Origin of the sequence: Pseudomonas lalucatii (genome assembly GCF_018398425.1) — a bacterium.
Classification (GTDB): Bacteria; Pseudomonadota; Gammaproteobacteria; order Pseudomonadales; family Pseudomonadaceae; genus Aquipseudomonas; species Aquipseudomonas lalucatii.
The window spans coordinates 773521-791833 of record NZ_JADPMV010000002.1 but is presented as its reverse complement, the minus strand read 5'-3'; the positions used below and the strand labels follow the sequence as shown (position 1 = coordinate 791833).

The 18313-nt window shown below is 65.5% G+C and carries 16 protein-coding genes; 11 read left to right on the top strand and 5 right to left on the bottom strand.

Translation table 11 applies throughout. The features are described 5' to 3' along the window. Window positions 1–85: 85 nt before the first annotated feature. Both I0D00_RS17100 and I0D00_RS17095 read left to right on the top strand, forming a co-directional pair. Entirely contained in the window at window positions 86–1234 is a 1149-nt protein-coding gene (locus I0D00_RS17100) for a pyridoxal phosphate-dependent aminotransferase (protein ID WP_213641022.1), read from the top strand. Next, complete coding sequence (locus I0D00_RS17095) at window positions 1222–2016, top strand: amidohydrolase (protein WP_213641021.1); 795 nt, start codon at window positions 1222–1224, stop codon at window positions 2014–2016. Before I0D00_RS17100 ends, I0D00_RS17095 begins: the two co-directional genes overlap by 13 nt. A 103-nt stretch (window positions 2017–2119) precedes the next feature. On the opposite strand, the gene leuA is transcribed toward I0D00_RS17095, so the two are convergent. The 4 genes from leuA to xseA form a co-directional block, all read right to left on the bottom strand. Beyond that, on the bottom strand, window positions 2120–3790 hold the full coding sequence (gene leuA, locus I0D00_RS17090) for a 2-isopropylmalate synthase (protein ID WP_213641020.1): 1671 nt from the start codon (window positions 3788–3790) through the stop codon (window positions 2120–2122). 324 nt (window positions 3791–4114) lie between these two features. Then, window positions 4115–5374 carry a mechanosensitive ion channel family protein gene (locus tag I0D00_RS17085; protein WP_213641019.1) on the bottom strand — a complete coding sequence of 420 codons (1260 nt, stop codon included), beginning with the start codon at window positions 5372–5374 and terminating at the stop codon, window positions 4115–4117. Window positions 5375–5524: 150 nt separating this feature from the next. Next, window positions 5525–6346, bottom strand: coding sequence for a peptidoglycan DD-metalloendopeptidase family protein (locus I0D00_RS17080; RefSeq protein ID WP_215730964.1), 822 nt, complete (start codon window positions 6344–6346; stop codon window positions 5525–5527). Window positions 6347–6400: 54 nt separating this feature from the next. After that, on the bottom strand, window positions 6401–7780 hold the full coding sequence (xseA, locus tag I0D00_RS17075) for an exodeoxyribonuclease VII large subunit (RefSeq protein ID WP_213641018.1): 1380 nt from the start codon (window positions 7778–7780) through the stop codon (window positions 6401–6403). Between the two features lie 103 nt (window positions 7781–7883). Here xseA and I0D00_RS17070 point away from each other — a divergent pair, with 103 nt between their 5' ends. The 6 genes from I0D00_RS17070 to I0D00_RS17045 all read left to right on the top strand — a co-directional run bounded on the left by I0D00_RS17070 (window position 7884) and on the right by I0D00_RS17045 (window position 14132). Further along, the gene (locus tag I0D00_RS17070; protein ID WP_213641017.1) at window positions 7884–8435 is read left to right on the top strand and encodes a sugar ABC transporter ATPase; all 552 of its coding nucleotides are present in this window, start codon (window positions 7884–7886) and stop codon (window positions 8433–8435) included. Between the two features lie 129 nt (window positions 8436–8564). After that, complete coding sequence (guaB, locus tag I0D00_RS17065) at window positions 8565–10034, top strand: IMP dehydrogenase (protein WP_213641016.1); 1470 nt, start codon at window positions 8565–8567, stop codon at window positions 10032–10034. A 94-nt stretch (window positions 10035–10128) separates the two neighbouring features. Beyond that, window positions 10129–11709 (top strand): glutamine-hydrolyzing GMP synthase, encoded by a 1581-nt coding sequence (guaA, locus tag I0D00_RS17060; RefSeq protein ID WP_213641015.1) that lies wholly within the window; start codon window positions 10129–10131, stop codon window positions 11707–11709. 301 nt (window positions 11710–12010) lie between these two features. Further along, window positions 12011–13267 (top strand): tyrosine-type recombinase/integrase, encoded by a 1257-nt coding sequence (locus I0D00_RS17055; protein ID WP_213641014.1) that lies wholly within the window; start codon window positions 12011–12013, stop codon window positions 13265–13267. 60 nt (window positions 13268–13327) lie between these two features. Beyond that, window positions 13328–13603: a hypothetical protein gene (locus I0D00_RS17050; protein WP_012019489.1), complete on the top strand. Its 276-nt coding sequence runs from the start codon at window positions 13328–13330 to the stop codon at window positions 13601–13603. A gap of 4 nt (window positions 13604–13607) precedes the next feature. Then, complete coding sequence (locus tag I0D00_RS17045) at window positions 13608–14132, top strand: helix-turn-helix transcriptional regulator (protein WP_213641013.1); 525 nt, start codon at window positions 13608–13610, stop codon at window positions 14130–14132. 14 nt (window positions 14133–14146) lie between these two features. On the opposite strand, the gene I0D00_RS17040 is transcribed toward I0D00_RS17045, so the two are convergent. Next, on the bottom strand, window positions 14147–14530 hold the full coding sequence (locus I0D00_RS17040) for a helix-turn-helix transcriptional regulator (protein ID WP_213641012.1): 384 nt from the start codon (window positions 14528–14530) through the stop codon (window positions 14147–14149). 169 nt (window positions 14531–14699) lie between these two features. Between I0D00_RS17040 and I0D00_RS17035 the strand changes: the two genes are divergently transcribed. From I0D00_RS17035 to I0D00_RS17025, 3 genes are read left to right on the top strand one after another with little or no spacing between them, the layout of a single operon-like run. After that, window positions 14700–15725, top strand: coding sequence for an ornithine cyclodeaminase family protein (locus tag I0D00_RS17035; RefSeq protein WP_213641011.1), 1026 nt, complete (start codon window positions 14700–14702; stop codon window positions 15723–15725). Window positions 15726–15743: 18 nt separating this feature from the next. Next, a complete protein-coding gene (locus I0D00_RS17030; RefSeq protein WP_213641010.1) occupies window positions 15744–16763 on the top strand; it encodes a dihydrodipicolinate synthase family protein in 1020 nt (339 codons plus the stop codon). Between the two features lie 10 nt (window positions 16764–16773). Beyond that, window positions 16774–18246, top strand: coding sequence for an NAD-dependent succinate-semialdehyde dehydrogenase (locus tag I0D00_RS17025; protein WP_213641009.1), 1473 nt, complete (start codon window positions 16774–16776; stop codon window positions 18244–18246). Window positions 18247–18313 lie beyond the last annotated feature (67 nt).

Genomic DNA, 18313 nt, shown 5'->3' with positions numbered 1-18313 from the left:
CGGGCGCCTTTTTCGTGCCCGGCCGATCGGCTATCCTGCGCCATCGACAGCGCCCGTCAGGCGCGCTGAGCCGCAGGAAGACGCCATGATCACCAGCAAGCTGCCGAATGTCGGCACCACCATCTTCACCCGCATGTCCCAGCTCGCCGCCGAGACCGGCGCCCTCAACCTGTCCCAGGGCTTTCCCGATTTCGACGGCCCGCAGGCGCTGCGTGATGCGGTCGCCCGGCACATCGCCGCCGGCCACAACCAGTACGCACCGCTGGCCGGATTGCCGGCCCTGCGCCAGCAGGTGGCGGCGAAGATCGCCCGCAGCTACGGCCGCACGGTGGACATGGACAGCGAGGTGACCATCACGCCCGGCGCCACCCAGGGCATCTTCTGCGCCATCCAGGCGCTGATTCGCCCGGGCGACGAGGTGATCGTCTTCGACCCCTGCTACGACAGCTACGAACCCTCGGTGGCGCTGGCCGGCGGCCGCTGCGTGCATGTGCCGCTGGCGCTGCCGGACTTCGCCATCGACTGGCAACGCCTGGCCGAGGCGCTGACTCCCAGGACCCGGCTGGTCATCCTCAACAGCCCGCACAACCCCAGCGGCGCGCTGATCTCCCGTGCCGAGCTGGACCAGCTGGCGGCGCTGATCCGCGGGCGCGACATCTATCTGGTCAGCGACGAGGTCTACGAGCACCTGGTGTTCGACGGCGCCCGGCACGCCAGCGTGCTGGCCCATGAGGAGCTGTATGCGCGCGCCTTCGTGGTCAGCTCCTTCGGCAAGACCTACCACGTCACCGGCTGGAAGACCGGCTACGTGGTGGCGCCGCCGGCGCTCACCGCCGAGCTGCGCAAGGTGCACCAGTACGTCAGCTTCTGCGGGGTGACGCCGCTGCAATGGGCGCTGGCCGACTACATGGCCGAGCATCCCGAGCATGTCGAGGAGCTGCCGGCCTTCTACCAGGCCAAGCGCGACCTGTTCTGCGACCTGCTGACCGACTCGCGCTTCGGCCTGCGCCGCGCCGCCGGCACCTATTTCCAGCTGGCCGACTACTCGGCGATTCGCCCCGACCTGGACGACGTGGCCATGGCCGAGTGGCTGACCCGCGAGCACGGGGTGGCGACCATCCCGGTGTCGGTGTTCTACCAGCAGGCGCCCAAGGACCTGCGCCTGGTGCGCTTGTGTTTCGCCAAGCGCGAGGACACCCTGCGCCAGGCGGCGGAGAAGCTATGCGCGATCTAACGGCATTACCCGATCTGCAGCTGGCGTTGGTGCAGAGCGAGCTGGCCTGGCACGACCCGGCGGCCAACCGGACGCACTTCGAGGCGCTGCTGGCGCCCCTCGAGGGCGTCGATCTGGTGGTGTTGCCGGAGATGTTCAGCACCGGTTTTTCCATGGACTCGGCCCGCCTGGCCGAGCCGGAGAACGGCCCGAGCACTGTCTGGCTGCAGGAGCAGGCCCGCCGCCTGCAGGCGGTGGTCACCGGCAGCCTGATCATCCAGGCGGCCGACGGCAGCTACCGCAACCGCCTGCTGTGGGCCTGCCCGGACGGCTCTCTGGTGCATTACGACAAGCGTCACCTGTTCCGCATGGCCGGCGAGCACAAGCACTTCGCGGCCGGCGAGGAGCAAGTGTTGCTGGAGCTGAAGGGCTGGCGCGTCCGCCCGCTGATCTGCTACGACCTGCGCTTCCCGGTGTGGAGCCGCGACCCGCACGGCACCGACTTGCTGCTCTACACCGCCAACTGGCCGGCCGCGCGGCGCCAGCACTGGAACCGCCTGCTACCGGCGCGGGCGATCGAGAACCTGTGCTACGTGGCGGCGGTCAACCGCGTCGGCGAGGACGGCAGGGGCCATGCCTACAGCGGCGACAGCCAGGTGCTGGACTTCCAGGGCGAGGCCTTGCTCGATGCCGAGGCGGCGGCCGGGGTGTTCCGCATTGCCCTCTCCGGCGCCGCCCTGGCCGGCTACCGCGAGCGCTTCCCCGCCTATCTGGATGCCGATGATTTCGACCTTAAGCCGTAGCCTGGGTTGAGCGCAGCGATACCCAGGGTCGATGAGGATCGCCTGGCATGCAGAAACGACAACGCCGGGCAGTGCCCGGCGTTGTTCGGTCTGGCCGAGCGCCTCAGGCGGCCTGGGCCTCGACCTGCTTCAGCGCGCGGTTGAGGGCGCTGAACAGGGCGCGGAAGCTGGCGGTGGTGAGGTTCTCGTCGATGCCCACGCCATGCAGCGCCCGGCCGCCGTCCACCCGCAGTTCGATATAGGCCGCGGCCTTGGCATTGGTGCCGGCGCCTATGGCGTGCTCGCTGTAGTCCATGATCTCCACGGCAACCGGCAGGCCGGCCACCAGAGCCTCCAGCGGACCCTTGCCGAGGCCGCGCCAGTGCTGGCTCTCGCCGCCAACGACGATCTCCACGTCAACCGCGCTGGTGCCGTTCTCCTCCTGCAGGCGATGGCCCTTGAGGGCGTAGGGCGCGCTGGCCTGCAGGTACTCGCGGTCGAACAGCTGGTAGATCTGCGCGGCGCTCATCTCCAGGCCGAGACGGTCGGTCTCCTTCTGCACCACCTGGCTGAACTCGATCTGCATGCGCCGCGGCAGGCTGATGCCGTATTCCTGCTCCAGCAGGTAGGTGATGCCGCCCTTGCCGGACTGGCTGTTGACCCGGATCACCGCCTCGTAGCTGCGGCCGATGTCGGCCGGGTCGATCGGCAGGTAGGGCACTTCCCAGATGCCGTCCGGGTCCTGCTGGGCGAAGCCCTTGCGGATGGCGTCCTGGTGCGAGCCGGAGAAGGCGGTGTGGACCAGGTCGCCGACATAGGGGTGACGCGGGTGCACCGGGATCTGGTTGCACTCCTCGACCACCTTGCGCACCGCGTCGATGTCGGAGAAGTCCAGGCCGGGGTGGATGCCCTGGGTGTAGAGGTTCAGCGCCAGGTTGACCAGATCGACGTTGCCGGTGCGCTCGCCGTTGCCGAACAGGCAGCCCTCGACGCGGTCGGCGCCGGCCATCAGGCCCAGTTCGCTGGCGGCCACGCCGGTGCCGCGGTCGTTATGGGTGTGCAGGCTGATCAGCACGCTGTCGCGACGGCTGATATGGCGGCAGAACCATTCGATCTGGTCGGCGTAGACGTTGGGCGTGGACACCTCCACGGTGGCCGGCAGGTTGAGGATCGCCTTGTTCTCCGGGGTCGGTTGCCAGACGTCGAGCACCGCGTCGCAGACCTCCACGGCGAATTCCAGCTCGGTGGAGGTGAAGATCTCCGGCGAGTACTGGAAGGTCCACTGGGTCTGTGGCTGCCGGGCGGCCAGGTCCTTGATGATGCGCGCCGCGTTCACCGCGATATTCACCACGCCGGCCTTGTCCTGATTGAAGACGATACGGCGGAAGCTCGGTGCGGTGGCGTTGTAGACGTGGACGATGGCCCGCTTCGCGCCCTTGAGCGACTCGAAGGTGCGGGTGATCAGGTCTTCGCGGGCCTGGGTCAACACCTGGATGCAGGTGTCGTCGGGGATGTGGCCGCCTTCGATCAGTTCGCGGACGAAATCGAAATCGGTCTGCGAGGCGGAGGGGAAGCCCACCTCGATCTGCTTGATGCCGACCTGCACCAGGGTCTTGAAGAAGCGCATCTTCTTCTGCGCATCCATCGGCTCGATCAGCGACTGGTTGCCGTCGCGCAGGTCGGAGCTGCACCAGATCGGCACCTCGGTGATGGTCTTCGACGGCCAGGTGCGGTCGGGCAGGTCGATGGCCGGAAAGGCGCGGTACTTGCTGGACGGGTCTTTGAGCATGCTCATGGAAAAATCCTTGTTGGCGGCGGCCACTGAGCGGCCAGGCAAAATCGGCGAGATCAGAAAGGAGGGGCGTTAGCCACGCAGTCGCTGGCTGACCAGGCAGAGGTTGGCGTGTTGCCGCAGGAGGATGAGGGTATGGGTAGCGTTCATGGCGTCAACCCTAACCATGGCGGCCAATGCTGGCAAGCATTGTGAAAAAATTGGTAGAAACAGCTATTTTTGCTGTTCAGGTGGTTTTTTATTGCGCAGAGTTGCTTGAGGGCTGGCTCCGATTGCGCAGCGTTTTTGCCCGGACGGGGTCTTCCTCGGCCGGGCAGAACGAAGTGCTCAGACTGGCGTGTTCGCCGCCGCCTGCTGGCGTCCCAGCTCGCGCATGTCCGCCCCGCTGGGGTGCTGGAATACGCGCAGGCCGAACTCCGGCAGTATCGCCAGCAGGTGGTCGAGAATGTCCGCCTGAATGCCCTCGTAGCGCGCCCAGGCGGTGGTGTTGGCGAAGCAGTAGAGCTGCAGCGGCAGGCCGTCGGCAGTCGGATTGAGCTGGCGGACCAGCTGGGTCATCTGCTGATGCACCCCGGGGTGCTGGCGCAGGTAGTGCTCCACATAGGCGCGGAAGGTGCCGATGTTGGTGACCCGACGGGTGTTGGCCGGCTCGCGGGCGGCGTCGGCCAGGGCGCTGTTCCACTCCTGCAGCTCGCGCTGCTTGTCCTGCAGGTAGTCGCCGAGCAGGCGCAAGCGTCCCAGGCGTTCGATCTGCTCAGGCTCGAGGAAGGCGATGCTGGTCTGGTCCAGGTACAGGTTGCGCATGATCCGCCGGCCGCCGCATTCCTGCATGCCGCGCCAGTTCTTGAACGGGTCGCTGATGAAGCGCTTGGTCGGGATGCTGGTGATGGTCTTGTCCCAGTTCTGCACCTTGACCATGTGCAGGGCGATGTCGATGACGTCGCCGTCGGCATTGAGCTGGGGCATCTCCACCCAGTCGCCGACCCTGATGATGTCGTTGGAGGAGATCTGCACGCTGGCCACCAGCGACAGCAGGGTGTCCTGAAAGATCAGCATCAGCACCGCGGCCATGGCGCCCAGGCCCGACAGCAGGATCAGCGGCGAGCGGTCGATCAGGGTGGCGACCATGAGGATCGCGGCGATGGCGAACAGGGCGATCTTGAGCAGCTGGATGTAGCCCTTGATCGGCTTGAGGTGGGCATTCGGGCGGCGCTGGTAGAGGCTGTTGAGCAGGCTCAGGGCGCCGCTCAGGGCCAGGGCCACGGTCAGCACGATAAAGGCGCTGCAGACGTTGGCCACCACGGTGACCGCGGCTTCGGGCAGGTGCGGCACCAGGTTGACGCCGCTGGAGATGATCAGCGCCGGCACTATGTTGGCCAGGCGTGCGCTGATCTTCGATTGCGAGAGCGCCTGGTCCTGGCCCAGGGGCGTGGCCTCGAGCGCGCGGTACAGGCCGCGCAGCAGGATGCGCTTGACCAGCCAGTTGGCCAGCCAGGCGCCGAGCGCCAGCAGGCCCAGGCTGATCAGGCTGAAGAGGTGGGGGTAACGCTCGAGCCATTCGAGGGCGGCGGTGTAGTGCTCCTGCATGACGATCCTCGTGTGCTGCTGGGAAGGGGCGCGCCGCGCGAGCGCCTCGAGTCTGGCCGGTGCGCCGGACGCGAGGGGCGGGCGGTGAGGGCGCACCTTAGCAAAGCGTGGCGGTGTTTTCCGTTACCGCTGTCTTGCGAGCTATTGCGACTAGGGCTTGAACGCGCCGATAAAGATCGCCGGGTCGATGCGCGCGTCGTTCAGGCTGACGTTCCAGTGCAGGTGCGGCCCGGTGGCGCGGCCGGTGGCGCCGACCTTGCCGAGCACGGCGCCGCGGGGCAGCTCCTGGCCGGCCTGCACGTCGATCGCCGAGAGGTGGCAGAACATGCTGATCAGGCCCTGGCCGTGGTCGACGAACACCGTCTTGCCATTGAAGAAGTAGTCGCCGATCAGGATCACCTGGCCCGCCGCCGGCGCCTTGATCGGCGTGCCCTGCCTGGCGGCGAAGTCCAGGCCGGAGTGCGGGTTGCGTTCCTCGCCGTTGAAGAAGCGGCGCAGGCCGAAGGGGCTGGACAGTGGACCTGCAACCGGCCGATCGAACAGCAGGTTGCTCGGCTGGCGCGGGCTGAACTGGCGGTAGGCGCGAACCTGCTCGGCCAGCTCGCGCTCGATGCGCTTGAGGTTGGCCGGGTTGGGGTTGACCTGCTGCGGGTTCTTCAGGGTGATGCGCTGCTCGGCATAGGCGCGGCCGCCGACCTGGAAGCTGTGAGCCCGGCCGTCCACCTCGATCTGCTGGCTGCCCGGGCGGACGCTCAGGGGCAGGCCGACGATGGCGATCCAGCGTTGGCCGTCCTCACGGATCACCAGGGCCGGCTTGTCCTGGTAGCGCACTCCGGGCGCGGTCGGGCCGTTGCCCAGGTCGATCACCGCGACGCCGCCGGGTACCGGCTTGTGCAGCAGGCGGCTGATAAAGCCTTCGGCCTGGGCGGGCAGGGCGAGCACGAGGGCGAGCAGCAGTGGGATGAGGCGCATGATGAATCCCTGAGTAGGGTGGATGACGCTCTGCTCATCCACCATTGGCAATGATCAGTCCAGCAGCGACAGGGTCGCCGGCTGCACGTGGTTGTCCTCGACCCGCACGTCCAGCTCGCCCTCGCCGAGGCGGGCCTTGAGGCGCTGGCCCGGTTGGGTGTCGGCGGCGCGGCGGATGGCCCGGCCGCGGTCGTCGAGAAGGATGCTGTAGCCGCGGCCCAGGGTGGCCAGGGGGCTGACCGCGTTGAGCGTCTGCACCTGGCTGTGCAGTTGCAGGCGGCGCGCCTTGAGACCCTCGCGCATGGCCCGCGGCAGGCGCTCGGCGAGGCTGGCCAGGCGCTGGCGCAGCAGCTGCAGGGCGCGCTCCGGGTGCTGGCCGGTCAGGCGGGTGTGCAGGCGGGCCAGACGTTCGTGACGCTCGTTGAGCCGCCGTTCGACCGCGCGCTGCAGGCGCATCTCCAGATCGTCCAGGCGCTGCGCCTGCTGGCGCAGGCGCTCGCCGGGGTGGCGCAGGCGCCGGCGCAGGCCGTCCAGGCGCATGTGCTCGCGGGCCAGGCGGCCCCGGATGTAGAGCTGCAGGCGGCGCTGCAGGCTGTTGAGACGCTGCACCAGCTCGCTGGCGTCGGGGGCCAGCAGTTCGGCGGCGGCCGACGGGGTCGGCGCGCGCACGTCGGCGACGAAGTCGGCGATGGACACGTCGGTCTCGTGGCCCACGGCGCTGACGATGGGCGTGGCGCAGGCGTCTATGGCACGGGCCACGGCCTCCTCGTTGAAGCTCCAGAGGTCCTCCAGGGAGCCGCCGCCGCGGGCCAGGATCAGCGCATCGAAGCCCTGGCGATCGGCCAGGCGCAGGGCGCGGACGATCTGCGCGCTGGCCTCGCGGCCCTGTACGGCGGTGGGGATCAGGCACAGCTCGACCTGCGGCGCGCGGCGGCGGAACACGCTGACGATGTCGCGGATCACCGCACCGCTGGGCGAGCTGACGATGCCGATGCGTTTCGGGTGTGCGGGCAGCGCCCGTTTGCGCTCGGCGGCGAACAGGCCCTCGGCGCCGAGCTTCTCCTTGAGCGCCTCGAAGGCCAGGCGCAGGGCGCCGTCGCCGGCCGGCTCCACCGTGTCGAGGATCAGCTGATAGTCGCCGCGCCCCTCGAACAGCGAGACCTTGCCGCGCACCTTGACCGCCAGGCCGTCGCGCAGGGCCTGGCGCACCCGCGCCGCGCTCTGCCGGAACAGCGCGCAGCGCACCTGGGCCTGGCTGTCCTTGAGGGTGAAGTAGATGTGCCCGGACGCCGGCTTGGCCAGGTTGGAGATCTCCCCCTCGACCCAGATGCTGGCGAACACGTCCTCCAGCAGCAGGCGGGCGCGATTATTGAGCTGGCTGACGCTGAGCACCTCGCGGTCGAGGTTCAGGCGCTGGAACGGGTCCTTGATCATGGCGGCATGATAAAGGCTTTGCCCGGCAGGCCATAGGGCGATGGCTTGACCGCTGCGCCGGCGGCATTAAGCTGCGCGCCTTTCCTTCAGTGCGGGCCGGGCCATGGGCGAGCAACAAACCATCATAGTGCCGCAGATCTCCAGCTTTCCCGGGCACGAGGCGCGGGCGCGGGCCATCGTCCGCTGGCTGGTGCAGCAGCAGATAATCGAGGAGCGGCTGAGTACCTGCGGCGGCCTGGGCAATCGCATGGCCCATGCCATCGGCCCCGGCGCACGGCGGGTGGTGGAGCGGCCGCAGCTGCTGCCGTTCGAGCGGCCGATCAACGGCCTGGAGATCGTCGGCAAGCGCTGCATCTACACGCCGACCCGTGATTTTCTCGAGGAGGCCGGCTGTGCGCAGTGTCGTCAGGAAATCGGCGAGGCGCTGTTCGACAGCCTGGAGGAGTGGATGCCTGGCCACACCGACAACTTCGTCTGCCCCGAGTGCGGCCATGAGGACGACATCAACGGCTTCCTGTTCCTGCAGCCTTGCGGCTTCTCCAACCTGGCCTTCGTCTTCAACAATTGGGGGGCGGCGGGCTTTCGTCAGGACTTTCTCGACGAGTTCGCCGAACGCCTGGGCTATCGGGTCTCCCGGGTGTTAGTTGACTTGTGAGTCAGATCGGTGACGTTATTGGCTGGGATCGCAACGATCCGCGTGGCTAAGCGATTCTTTGCATTGAGTGGGCGGGGGCGCCTGGGTATAATGGCGCGCTTCCAATTTTCCCGTCTGGGAGCCCCCGCCATGCTGCGTATCAGTCAAGAAGCTCTTACCTTCGACGACGTTCTACTTATTCCTGGTTATTCCGAAGTCCTGCCGAAGGATGTCAGCCTCAAGACTCGCCTGACCCGTGGCATCGAGCTGAATATCCCCCTGCTGTCCGCCGCCATGGACACCGTCACCGAGGCGCGCCTGGCCATCGCCATGGCCCAGGAAGGCGGCATCGGCATCATCCACAAGAACATGACAGTCGAGCAGCAGGCCGCCGAGGTGCGCAAGGTCAAGAAGTTCGAGGCCGGCGTGGTCAAGGACCCGATCACCATCGAGGCCGACGCGACCATCCGCGACCTGTTCGAGCTGACCCGGCAGAACAACATCTCCGGCGTGCCGGTGCTGTCCAACGGCGACCTGGTCGGCATCGTCACCTCCCGCGACGTGCGCTTCGAGAACCGCCTGGACGCCCTGGTGCGCGAGGTGATGACGCCCAAGGAGCGCCTGGTCACGGTCAAGGAAGGCGCCGACAAGGAAACCGTGCGCGAACTGCTGCACAAGCACCGCATCGAGAAGGTGCTGATCGTCGACGACGCCTTCACCCTCAAGGGCATGATGACCGTCAAGGACATCGAGAAGGCCAAGGCCTACCCGCTGGCCAGCAAGGACGACCAGGGTCGCCTGCGCGTCGGCGCCGCGGTCGGCACCGGCGCCGACACCGGTGACCGGGTCGCCGCGCTGGCCGCCGCCGGCGTCGACGTGATCATCGTCGACACCGCCCACGGTCACTCCAAGGGCGTGATCGACCGCGTGCGCTGGGTCAAGCAGAACTTCCCCGAGGTCCAGGTGATCGGCGGCAACATCGCCACCGGCGACGCCGCCAAGGCCCTGGTCGAGGCCGGCGCCGACGGCGTCAAGGTCGGCATCGGCCCGGGTTCGATCTGCACCACGCGCATCGTCGCCGGTGTCGGCGTACCGCAGATTTCCGCGGTGGCCAACGTCGCCGCGGCCCTGGCCGGCAGCGGCGTGCCGTTGGTCGCCGACGGCGGCATCCGTTTCTCCGGCGACCTGTCCAAGGCCATAGTCGCCGGGGCCTCGGCGGTGATGATCGGCTCCATGCTGGCCGGCACCGAAGAGGCGCCGGGCGAGGTCGAGCTGTTCCAGGGCCGCTCCTACAAGGCCTACCGCGGCATGGGCTCGCTGGGCGCCATGTCCCAGGCCCAGGGCTCCTCGGATCGCTACTTCCAGGATTCCTCCGCCGGTGCCGAGAAGCTGGTGCCGGAAGGCATCGAAGGCCGGGTGCCCTACAAGGGCGCCATGGCGGCCATCGTTCATCAGCTGATGGGTGGCCTGCGCGCCTCCATGGGCTACACCGGCTGCGCGACCATCGAGCAGATGCGCACCAAGCCGGAGTTCGTGCGCATCACCGGCGCCGGCATGGCCGAGTCCCATGTGCATGACGTGCAGATCACCAAGGAAGCACCCAACTATCGAGTTGGTTAACACCTGACAGTTGTAATAAGGGCTCGGGGCTGTTGCTGTTGAGAAAAACGGAGCAGCCCCGTGTCATTTGTGAGTTCCGCTACGAGAGACGGCCATGGCCCACCATGATATTCACGCCCACCGCATCCTGATCCTGGATTTCGGTTCCCAGTACACCCAGCTGATCGCTCGCCGCGTGCGCGAGATCGGCGTGTATTGCGAGCTGCACCCCTTCGACATGAGTGACGAGGACATCCGTGCCTTCGCCCCGCGCGGCATCATCCTCGCCGGCGGCCCGGAGTCGGTGCATGCGGCCGACAGTCCGCGGGCGCCGCACGCGGTGTTCGACCTCGGCGTGCCGCTGCTGGGCATCTGCTACGGCATGCAGACCATGGCCGAACAGCTCGGCGGCAAGGTCCAGGGCTCGGACGTCCGTGAGTTCGGCTATGCCCGCGTCGACGTGGTCGGCAAGGGCCGCCTGCTCGACGGCATCGAAGACCATGTCGACGACGACGGCGTGTTCGGCCTGGATGTGTGGATGAGCCATGGCGACAAGGTCACTACCCTGCCGCAGGGCTTCCATATCCTCGCCAGCACCCCGAGCTGCCCGATCGCCGCGATGTCCGACGATCACCGCCGCTACTACGGCGTGCAGTTCCATCCGGAAGTGACCCACACCAAGCAGGGCGGCCGCATCCTCTCGCGTTTCGCCCTGGATATCTGCGGCTGCGAGGCGCTGTGGACGCCGTCCAACATCGTCGAAGACGCCATCGCCCAGGTGCGCGCCCAGGTCGGCAGCTCCAACGTGCTGCTCGGCCTGTCCGGCGGCGTCGATTCCTCGGTGGTCGCGGCTCTGCTGCATCGCGCCATCGGTGAGCAGCTGACCTGCGTGTTCGTCGACAACGGCCTGCTGCGCCTGCACGAGGGCGAGCAGGTGATGGCCATGTTCGCCGAGAACATGGGGGTCAAGGTGATCCGCGCCAATGCCGAGGCGCAGTTCCTCGGCAACCTGGCCGGCGAAGCCGATCCGGAGAAGAAGCGCAAGATCATCGGCCGTACCTTCATCGACGTGTTCGATGCCGAGGCCAGCAAGCTGCACGACATCAAGTTCCTCGCCCAGGGCACCATCTACCCGGACGTGATCGAGTCGGCCGGCGCCAAGACCGGCAAGGCCCACGTGATCAAGTCGCACCACAACGTCGGTGGCCTGCCGGAGGAGATGAACCTCAAGCTGGTCGAGCCGCTGCGCGAGCTGTTCAAGGACGAGGTGCGCAAGATCGGCCTGGAGCTGGGTCTGCCCTACGACATGGTCTATCGCCACCCCTTCCCGGGCCCGGGCCTGGGCGTGCGCATCCTCGGTGAGGTGAAGAAGGAGTACGCCGACCTGCTGCGTCGCGCCGACCACATCTTCATCGAGGAGCTGCGCAACTTCGACTGGTACCACAAGACCAGCCAGGCCTTCGTGGTGTTCCAGCCGGTCAAGTCGGTCGGCGTGGTCGGCGACGGCCGCCGTTACGCCTGGGTCGTGGCCCTGCGCGCGGTGGAGACCATCGACTTCATGACCGCGCGCTGGGCGCACCTGCCCTACGAGCTGCTGGAGAAGGTCAGCAACCGCATCATCAACGAGATCGAAGGCATCTCCCGCGTGACCTACGACGTGTCGAGCAAGCCGCCTGCCACCATCGAGTGGGAGTGATGTAGGGTCCTTCTGGGCTCATTGAGTTGTATCGATAGCCAATTGCAACGTGTTGATTTAAAAGAAAATTCGTTGCAATGGTTATCGAGGCCTATCGCCGATTAGCAGAACGGATTGGCGGTAGCGGTGACGGTAGTAAACAGCGGTCGGATTGAGACCGTTCTGTTTACTATCCGGTCAAAACCGGTCTTTGACGGTAAATCGCTCCTTGGGAAAGCTTGCCCCGTGCGGCTTTCCCGGCATCAACAGGTCTCCTGACCCTTGACGGTAAAAGCCGTCATGAACAGGAGTAAAAACCTCGATGCTTACTGATACCAAACTGCGCAATCTCAAGCCCAAGTCCAAGCTGTACAAGGCTTCCGACCGCGATGGTATGTACGTGACGGTATCGCCTACCGGTACCGTCACCTTTCGCTACGACTACCGTCTCAATGGACGCCGAGAAACGCTGACCATCGGGCGCTATGGGCCAACTGGCATTTCCCTGGCCATGGCTCGCGAGAAGCTGCTCGATGCCAAGCGTATGGTCGCCCTGGGCAAGTCTCCCTCCCTGGAGAAGCAGCGCGCGAAGCGGCGCCTGAACGCTGCCAAGAATTTCGGTGAAACGCTGACGAAGTGGTTGGCCGGTGCGCGCATGGCCGACAGCACGCGTGCGATGCGTAAAAGCATCATCGACCGCGACATCCTGCCGGTCTTCGAAAATCGGCTGCTGACCGAAATCACCCCTGACGATCTGCGAGCCCTGTGCGCCAAGGTAAAGGCTCGAGGGGCGCCGGCAACTGCGGTCCATATTCGCGACATCGTGAAACAGGTCTATGCGTTCGCGATCCTGCATGGCGAGAAGGTCGAGAATCCGGCTGACGACGTTAAATCGTCTTCCATCGCCACTTTCGTGCCGAAGGATCGGGCACTGAGCCCGACCGAAATTCGGCTGGCCTTCCATCAACTGGAGTCCATCGCTGCTTATCCCACGATCAAACTGGCCTTGCGGCTGGTGCTGCTGACGTTGGTACGCAAGAGTGAGCTGATCGAGGCAACCTGGGACGAGGTGGACTTCGAGAACGCCACCTGGACGATCTCCAAGGAACGGATGAAGGGGCGTAACCCGCACGTTGTCTACCTGTCGCGCCAGGCCTTGGACATCTTCGTGGCGCTGCACACCTGTGCGGCTGGTTCCCGCTATGTGTTGCCCTCGCGCTATGACATCTACCGCTGCATGTCGCACGCCACCCTGAACCGCATCACCCAGCTTATCGCCTCCCGTGCGAAGGAAGCAGGCCTGCCGTTGGAGCCGTTCACGGTCCACGACCTGCGCAGGACTGGTTCCACGCTGCTCAACGAGGTGGGCTTCAACGGCGACTGGATCGAGAAATGCCTGGCTCACGAAGATGGTCGCTCCTCTCGCTCGGTCTACAACAAGGCCGAGTACGCGGAGCAGCGCCGGCACATGCTGCAGGAGTGGGCGGACATGATCGACGCCTGGATCGATGGCCGCACTCATGTTCCCCAACTGCTGCCGGACAGCGTTGTAGTGCCGGTGTTGAGTGCCACGGTTTAAGGAAAGTGCAAGGTTGTCAGTTGACAACCTTGCCGGTCATGCGAATACTGGAGATCACTGATGACCCGTCCTTCTCACTCGAAGAAAGAGGTCGAAGAAGCACTCAGGCATGCCGAAGAGCAGGGCTGGCGCATAGAGCTGGGTGGTAGCCATGCTTGGGGGCGAATCTACTGCCCCTACAACGATGAAGAGTGTCGCTGCGGCGAATTCTGCATCACCAGCGTGTGGAGTACACCGAAGAACCCAGGCAACCATGCGCGTGCCCTTCGGCGCGTCGTCGACAACTGCACCACGCACCGTAAGCAGCGGCAGACCGCTGAGGGCGCAGAGGAGTAGCGCTATGGAATACACCTTCACTCTGAAATACCAACTGGCCGACGATGACCGTGACCTGGAAGCATTGGTCGAGCGCCTCGGTGAGGCCGGATGCGACGATGCCCTGATCGGCATTGGCCAGCCAGGTCGTCTGGCGCTGGAGTTCACCCGTGAAGCGGAGAACGCTGAAGCGGCTGTGCGCAGCGCACTGGCCGACGTGCGCAGTGCCGTACCGTCGGCCAGGCTGATCGAGGTGGCACCGGACCTGGTCGGACTAACCGATGTGGCGGAGATCGTCGGCGTGTCGCGCCAGAACATGCGCAAGCTGATGTTGGCTTATCCGAGCAGCTTCCCTACACCAGTACATGAGGGTAGCGCGTCGATCTGGCACCTGGCGGACGTGCTGACCTGGCTGCAGTCCAAAGGCAGCTATTTGCTGCCTGGCGGTGTCTTGGACGTGGCTCAGGTGGCCCTACAGGTCAATCTAGCGAAGGAAGAGCGGCGGCTAACGCGCCCCACCTCCAAGGAACTGCAGGCCCTTGTCGGATGAGGCCGGCGCCGACTTCATGCTTGGTTTGAGCCCGCCCGGACAGGGCGGGTTTTCCTGAGGTAAACATCCGGCTTGCTGATATTGACCCGAGGTGCCCGTTTGCGCTCCTCGATCCAGGCCTCTACCTCGGCCAGGTCCCAGACCACGCAACGTGGTGTCAGGTTGAAGCGCCGGGGGAACTCGCCACGGCGCTCCATTTCGTAGATCGTTGATTCAGCCAGGGGGACTATCTGTCTCAGCTCATGCTTGCGAATTGTGCGTCTGAAGGGCAGGGGGCTGCCCTTTGGAAACTGCGGAAGCGACTCGTAGGCTTCCGTGCCCGGCAATGGGAGGGACTGATCAGAGTCGGTATCGAGAACCTCGGTCGTACGCGAAGAAGTATCCATTTCTGTCTCCATGATTACGCTCCATGGGGAGATGGTGGGTTTCAACACCAACTGAGGCAACTTGCTGTGGCGTAGAACCTGTGAGTCGCCTCTCATTTTCTAGATATCTGAATTAGGCCCACTCACGTAGCTCACACCCAGTAGCGTTCATAGACTCCGGCCCATGGTTCAGGAGGATTCTATGGACGTTGCAATATCACTCAATCTCGACAAGGTCGAGGTTTCCACCCCCTTCATCAGGGATGCGGACGTCGCTGCCCTGGCCGAGTGGCCTAAGGTCGTGGCGGCGTTGGCCGACGCTTACGCCAAGCCCATCAACCCCGCCATGGTGCCGCCGCGCACTATGGCCCGGGGGGACGGTTTCTGGCTGCGAAGCCTGTGCGCAGTATCGCCGTCGGGCGAGTACATGGGCTGCAAGCTGATCGCCGCCTCTCCAAAGATCAAGCGTGCCAGCTACCTGATTTCCCTGTTCAAACAGGAAACCATGGAACTGGCCGCGCTGGTCGACGGCAATCGCATCACCGACCTGCGTACCGCGGCGACCGCCGTGGTGGCGGTCAATGCGGTGAAGCCGGATGGGGTGTTGCGGGTCGGCATCATCGGTTCGGGGTCGGTAGCACGCAACATGCTCAGTGCCCTGCTAGCCGTGCGCGAAGTGTCGCTGGCGCGGGTCTTCAGTCCGACGCCGAGCAGCCGTGAGAAGTTTGCCGCGAACTTTCGCGACGAAAACGGCCTGGCCATCGAGGCGGCAGACAGCCCGCAGGCGGCGATCCGCGACGTCGATGTGGTGATGTGTGCTGCGCGCAGCCGCGACGAGTCTCCGGTGCTGCTGGGCGAGTGGCTGCGGCCGGGGATGATCGTGCTCTCCATTGGTTCGACCCTGCCCGAGCAGCGCGAAGTCGACTCGGCGGCCATGGCTCGCGCCGACCTGATCGTCGCCGACATGCCCGAGGAAGTGCTGCACGAGACTGGTGATGCGTTGGTCGCCACGCGCGACGGCGTGGACGTGGCGGGCAAGATGGTGGGCCTCGACCAGGTCGTCTCCGGTCAGGTTTCGGGTCGCCGCAACCCCTCCGACATCGTCATTTACAAGTCGGTTGGCACCGCCCTGCAGGACGTGGTGACCGCCGAGATGCTGCTGCGTGAGGCGCTGTCCGGCAATCGCTACCAACTCATTCCCGCGGGCGTCGTGACGATCGACCGCTGAACTAGGAGAACGACAAGAATGGCCAACTACAAACGCCAGGACGCCCGTGCCTGGGCCAAAGAAATGCTGGTGGGCTGCTCGGGGGTGACCATCCCCAGCTACAGCGCCGACCTCAAGCGTCTGAACGAGCGCGGCATCCGCCACGATATCGAGAAGATCGTCGGTCTCGGTTATAGCTACACCCTGCTGTGCACCGAGGTGGCCATCACCCCGGAGGAAAACGCGCAGTTCACCGCCTGGGCCAAAGACACTGCCGGCGACAAGCTCGGTCTGTTCTACCACGCGGGTTTCGGCACCCTCGCCGAGAATATCGACGCGGTGAAGCTGGCCGAGAAGGCCGGCGCCGATATTGCCCTGCTGTCTTATCCGTCGAATTTCTGGCCGACCAGCGAACAGGATATCTACGACTACACCCGCGCCTTCTGCGATGCCACCGAGCTGGCCGTGATGCTGTTCCCCATCCCGCTGTGGGGCTTCGAGCGCGTACACCCGCAGGGCATGTCGCCGGAGCTGATCCGCCGTCTGCTCGACGATTGCCCGAACATCGTGGCGATCAAGGCCGAGCAGGGTTTCCCGCATGTCGCCGGGCTGATCGAGACCTACCACCGCTTCGGTGCGGAAACCATCATCAGCTGCCCGATTGAGAGCGACATCATCCCGCTGATGAAATTCATGGATCTGCAGTTCTCTGGCACCAGTTATACCCAGTGGATGGGCGACCATTTCCCCAAGACCTTCGAGCTGGCGCGCAGCGGCAAGTGGGAAGAGGCCATGCAGCGCTACTGGCAGATCCAACCGGCGCGCGGCGCCGTGGGTGCGGCTACCGGTGCCTATATGCCGGGTTCCAACTACATCAATCGTACTCACTGGAAGTACATGGATTGGCTCGCCGGCTTCAACGGTGGCCCGCTGCGTGCGCCAGCGGCGCGGATTCCCGACCGCCTGATGAAGGTCCTGCGCCAGGGGCTGGTGGCGTCGAAGCTCGAGTGCACCTCGGACGACGACAGTCAGTTCCTGCTTGGCCGCTTCCCGTGCTGAGGGCCGAGCGATGAGCCTAGAACTGCTGAAAGACCAATCGCTGCTGCGCCAGGCCGCGTATATCAACGGCCAGTGGCTAACGCAGACCCCGCACGGCACCTACACCCTGCGCAACCCGGCCAATGGCGAGGTGCTGGCCGAGCTGCCGGTGTGCCGTGAGGCCGAGACCAAGCGCGCCATCGAGACGGCGCATGCTGCTTTCCTGCGCTGGAGCAAGGTCACCGCCAAGCAGCGCGCCGAGGTGGTCAACCGCTGGTATCAGCTGGTGATCGAGCACAAGGAGGACCTGGCCACCCTGATCACCCTGGAGGAGGGCAAGCCGTTGGCCGAGGCGCGTGGCGAGATCGACTACGCCGCCTCCTTCCTGCAATGGTTCGCCGAGGAGGCCAAGCGCGTGCGCGGCGACGTGATTCCCGCGCCTAAGGACAGCCAGCGCATCGTCGCGCTGAAGCAGCCAGTGGGCGTATGCGCGGCCATCACGCCGTGGAACTTCCCGGCGGCGATGATCACCCGCAAGGCCGGTCCGGCTCTGGCCGCCGGTTGCTCGATGGTGGTGAAACCGGCCAGCCAGACACCGTTGACCGCTCTGGCGCTGGCCGAGCTGGCGCATCGCGCCGGCGTGCCGGCCGGAGTGTTCAGCGTGTTGACCGGCAACGCCACACGTCCGCTGGGCAACGTGCTGACCGGCCACGAGCTGGTGCGCAAGATCACCTTCACCGGCTCCACCGAAGTCGGCCGGGTCCTGCTGGCGCAATCTGCCGAGACCATCAAGAAGTGCTCGATGGAGCTTGGCGGCAATGCGCCGTTGATTGTCTTCGACGATGCTGATCTGGATCTGGCGTTGGAGGGCATTCTTAACGCCAAGTTCCGCAACACCGGGCAGTCGTGTATCGCCGCCAATCGAGTGCTGATCCAGGACGGTATCTACGACCGTCTGGCCGCGCGCCTGGCCGAACGCACCGCTGCGCTGAAGGTCGGCAACGGTCTGGAGGATGGAGTGCAGATCGGCCCGATGATCGACGAAGCCGCCGTGGCCAAGGTCGAGGAGCATCTGCGCAATGCCATTGCCGGCGGTGCTCAGATCTTCGCCGGTGGTCGGCGGCATGCCCTGGGCGGTGCTTTCTTCGAGCCGACCGTGGTGGCAGGGGCGACGCTCGACATGACCATCGCCCGCGAGGAGACGTTCGGCCCGGTGCTGCCACTGCTGCGTTTCCGCGATGAGGCTGAGGCCATCGCCATGGCCAACGACACCCAGTTCGGCCTGGCGGCCTACCTGTTCAGCAAGGATGCGGCGCGTATCTGGCGCACGGCCGAGGCGCTGGAGGCGGGCATGGTCGGTATCAATACCGGCCTGATTTCCAGCGAGGTCGCGCCTTTCGGCGGAATCAAGCAGAGCGGTCTGGGTCGCGAGGGCTCGCATTACGGCATCGATGAGTTCCTCGAGATCAAGTACCTGTGCTGGGACGGGGTCGCCCCGATGTAACGCCCAGTACACCAGGCCCGCCGCGAGGCGGGTCGATTCACCACTACGTGGCCCCACAACAATCATA

Excerpts from the sequence above, each read along its gene's own strand:
- I0D00_RS17100 (WP_213641022.1), top strand. The coding sequence starts at position 86 with ATGATCACCAGCAAGCTGCCGAATGTCGGCACCACCATCTTCACCCGC.
- I0D00_RS17095 (WP_213641021.1), top strand. The coding sequence starts at position 1,222 with ATGCGCGATCTAACGGCATTACCCGATCTGCAGCTGGCGTTGGTGCAG.
- leuA (WP_213641020.1), bottom strand. The coding sequence starts at position 3,790 with ATGAGCATGCTCAAAGACCCGTCCAGCAAGTACCGCGCCTTTCCGGCC.
- I0D00_RS17085 (WP_213641019.1), bottom strand. The coding sequence starts at position 5,374 with ATGCAGGAGCACTACACCGCCGCCCTCGAATGGCTCGAGCGTTACCCC.
- I0D00_RS17080 (WP_215730964.1), bottom strand. The coding sequence starts at position 6,346 with ATGCGCCTCATCCCACTGCTGCTCGCCCTCGTGCTCGCCCTGCCCGCC.
- xseA (WP_213641018.1), bottom strand. The coding sequence starts at position 7,780 with ATGATCAAGGACCCGTTCCAGCGCCTGAACCTCGACCGCGAGGTGCTC.
- I0D00_RS17070 (WP_213641017.1), top strand. The coding sequence starts at position 7,884 with ATGGGCGAGCAACAAACCATCATAGTGCCGCAGATCTCCAGCTTTCCC.
- guaB (WP_213641016.1), top strand. The coding sequence starts at position 8,565 with ATGCTGCGTATCAGTCAAGAAGCTCTTACCTTCGACGACGTTCTACTT.
- guaA (WP_213641015.1), top strand. The coding sequence starts at position 10,129 with ATGGCCCACCATGATATTCACGCCCACCGCATCCTGATCCTGGATTTC.
- I0D00_RS17055 (WP_213641014.1), top strand. The coding sequence starts at position 12,011 with ATGCTTACTGATACCAAACTGCGCAATCTCAAGCCCAAGTCCAAGCTG.
- I0D00_RS17050 (WP_012019489.1), top strand. The coding sequence starts at position 13,328 with ATGACCCGTCCTTCTCACTCGAAGAAAGAGGTCGAAGAAGCACTCAGG.
- I0D00_RS17045 (WP_213641013.1), top strand. The coding sequence starts at position 13,608 with ATGGAATACACCTTCACTCTGAAATACCAACTGGCCGACGATGACCGT.
- I0D00_RS17040 (WP_213641012.1), bottom strand. The coding sequence starts at position 14,530 with ATGGAGACAGAAATGGATACTTCTTCGCGTACGACCGAGGTTCTCGAT.
- I0D00_RS17035 (WP_213641011.1), top strand. The coding sequence starts at position 14,700 with ATGGACGTTGCAATATCACTCAATCTCGACAAGGTCGAGGTTTCCACC.
- I0D00_RS17030 (WP_213641010.1), top strand. The coding sequence starts at position 15,744 with ATGGCCAACTACAAACGCCAGGACGCCCGTGCCTGGGCCAAAGAAATG.
- I0D00_RS17025 (WP_213641009.1), top strand. The coding sequence starts at position 16,774 with ATGAGCCTAGAACTGCTGAAAGACCAATCGCTGCTGCGCCAGGCCGCG.